The organism is Streptomyces sp. NPDC044061, assembly GCF_056434305.1.
Window position 1 is genome coordinate 1 of the sequence record NZ_JBWKFL010000149.1, and the last position, 2,572, is coordinate 2,572.

Genomic DNA, 2,572 nt, shown 5'->3' on the forward strand with positions numbered 1-2,572 from the left:
TGTCAACGGCCATGTAGTTCTCCCCAGAGGCGGCCAGTAGTTCTCCCCACTGACGGCCAGTGGAAGTTCCCCGGTGGCGGCCAGATATCTCCCCGCCCTCGGGTGGTGTGGGTCAGCTGAAGGGCTTCACTCCCTTTCCGGTGGTGGCCTCGGTGAACCTGAATGAATCACCCTGAGTGACCGTGACGTGGGCATGGTGAAGGAGTCGGTCGACGGTCGCGGTGGCCAGGGTCTTGGGCATGATCTCGTCGAATCCAGAGGGATGGAGGTTGCTCGAAACCGCGATCGAGCGCCGTTCATATGCGGCATCGACCAGGCGGTAGAGGCCCTCGGCGGCGTCCTCGGAGACGGGCAGCAGTCCGATGTCATCGACGATGATCAGGTCCGAGCGGACGATCTTCGCGAGGGCCCGGGCGATGGAGTCGTCCGCGCGGTGGCGGCGAACCAGGGCGCCCAGGTCCTCGATGGTGAACCAGGCGACGGTCAGTCCGGCCTCGACTGCGGTCTGCCCGAGAGCCTCGGTGAAGTGCGACTTTCCTGTCCCCGAGGGGCCACAGATGCAAAAATTCTCCCGGCGGCCGACCCATTCCAGGCTCTTGAGAGCGTCCTGAGTGGCCCTGGGTATGGAGGACTTGTTCTCGTGCCAGTCCCCGAAGGTCTTGCCGGTGGGGAAGCCGGCCCGCTTGCGGCGGGTGTGCAGGTTGGCGCGGTCGCGGCCGGCGGCTTCCTCGGCCAGCAGGACGCGGACGACCTCGGCGGGATCCCAGCGTTGGGCTTTGGCGGTGGGGATGATGTCGGTCAACGACCTGCGGATGTGCGGGAGTTTGAGGCGCTTGGTGAGCTCGATGGCCTCGGTGAGCGGGTCGCCGTTGGTGCCGGGAACGGTGCGAAGAGGGGTGGCCATCAGAGGTGGTCGCTTTCGTCGTACTCGGAAAGATCAGGAGTGCTTGGGGCGGGGATGCCGAGGGCGGACCAGGCGGAGGTGCCGGGTTGCAGCGAGTGGTTCTCGCTGCGGCGGACCGGCTCGGCCATGCCGTGGACGGCCTGGTAGTCGAGGATCGACATGAGGTCCTTGTCCGCGAAGCGGGCCGTGACCGCGGCAGTGCCGAGCGCGCGGTCAACTTCCGCGGCTGAGTAGAGCTTGGACAGGGCAACGGCCTCGGCCATCTTCGCCTTGATCCGGCGAATGCCGGCCGCCCCGGCCTCGATCAGCCAGCTCGCAGCACCCGGGCCGAGCCGGAGGAACGCGGCCTCCTCGGCGGAGGTGGCCTTCGGGGTGCGGTCGGCTTCCTTGTCCTCACGCGGCGGATAGTGGACATCGTCCAGGACCGGAGAGCCGGGCTCGCCGCGGTGGTGGCGGGCGACCTCGCGGGCCGAGCCGTCCTCGTCGACGGCGGTGACGATCAGTTCGTCGCCGTGGAAGCGGGCCCAGACGCGGGTGTCGATCAGCTCGTGCGGGACCGAGTAGCGGACCGCTTCGACCGAGATCGTCGACTCCCAGGTGACCCTGCGGGTGGTGCCGAAGGTGGCAGTGAACGGCTTGCGCGGCAGCGGGTGAAGACGCTGTCGTTCCTCTGCGATCCGGTCGGTCGGCTTGCTCCGAGTTGCCCTGTGATTGCGGGAGTTGACCTCATCGCAGAAGGCTCGGCAGGCCGCTTCGAGCTCGCCGAAGGTCTTGTAGTTCTCCCGGAGGTTCACGTCCTTTGGGACCAGGTCGGCCTTCGCGATCTTCACGGTCGACTCCGAGCCGCCCTTGGTCTCGGGGTCCGCCGGCAGGCACGTTCGTATGGTCGTGCCGTAGTGGCGGGCGACCTCGACGATCTCCGGGTTGCGGACCGCGATGCCGGCGACGTGATCGGTGGTGACCGTCTTCTCGTTGTCCGTGAGCACATAGGCCGGCACCCCGCCGAGCCTGCGGAACGTGGCGTCCAGACACGCGGTGACCGTCGGCAGCGTCTTGTCCCAGATGGGGATGACGACACGGAAACGGGACCAGGCCAGCCAAGCGCAGAACAGCGTGGTCTTGCGGCCTTTGATCACCGGGCCGTCGCCGAAGTCGTACTGAAGCCAGAGCCCCGGCTCGGTCACCCACGGCCGATAGATCCGTCGCCGACCGGCCCTGAACTGGGCTTTCGCCTCGGCCACGGTGCGGCGGGTGGTGCGTTCCCCGCCCATGAAGCCCATCGCGGTGATCCGCTTGTGGACCACGTCCGCGCGGACCTTGCCCTGCGAGCGGACCACCAGTTCCTCGATCTTCGGCAGATAGTCGTCGATCGCGCGGGCCCGGTGACGGTGCTGGTCAGGGTTCTGACCAGCGGCCCGCATCTTCACATAACGAGCCACCGTGTGGTGGTCGCACCCGGCCAGCTCGGCCGCGGCGCGGTAACTCCCTGTGAGGTCGTAAGCCTCGAGGATCTCCATGATCTCCCTGCTGTTCTTCACCCGCTCGAGCGTCGCCGAGCAGGACCTGTCGGGGCGAGCGGGGAGAAATCTGGCCGTACCCGGGGAATCCCGTGGCCATCAGTGGGGCGGTAAATGGCCGCCTATGGGGAGCTTGTCATGGCCGCCGTCA

General features: G+C 67.4%; 2 protein-coding genes. Both read right to left on the reverse strand.

The features are described from left to right. Positions 1–112: 112 nt before the first annotated feature. Complete coding sequence (gene istB / locus AC07CM_RS50660; RefSeq protein WP_478883321.1) at positions 113–904, reverse strand: IS21-like element helper ATPase IstB; 792 nt, start codon at positions 902–904, stop codon at positions 113–115. Next, the gene (istA, locus tag AC07CM_RS50665; protein WP_478883322.1) at positions 904–2,442 is read right to left on the reverse strand and encodes an IS21 family transposase; all 1,539 of its coding nucleotides are present in this window, start codon (positions 2,440–2,442) and stop codon (positions 904–906) included. Before istA ends, istB begins: the two co-directional genes overlap by 1 nt. Positions 2,443–2,572: the final 130 nt, after the last annotated feature.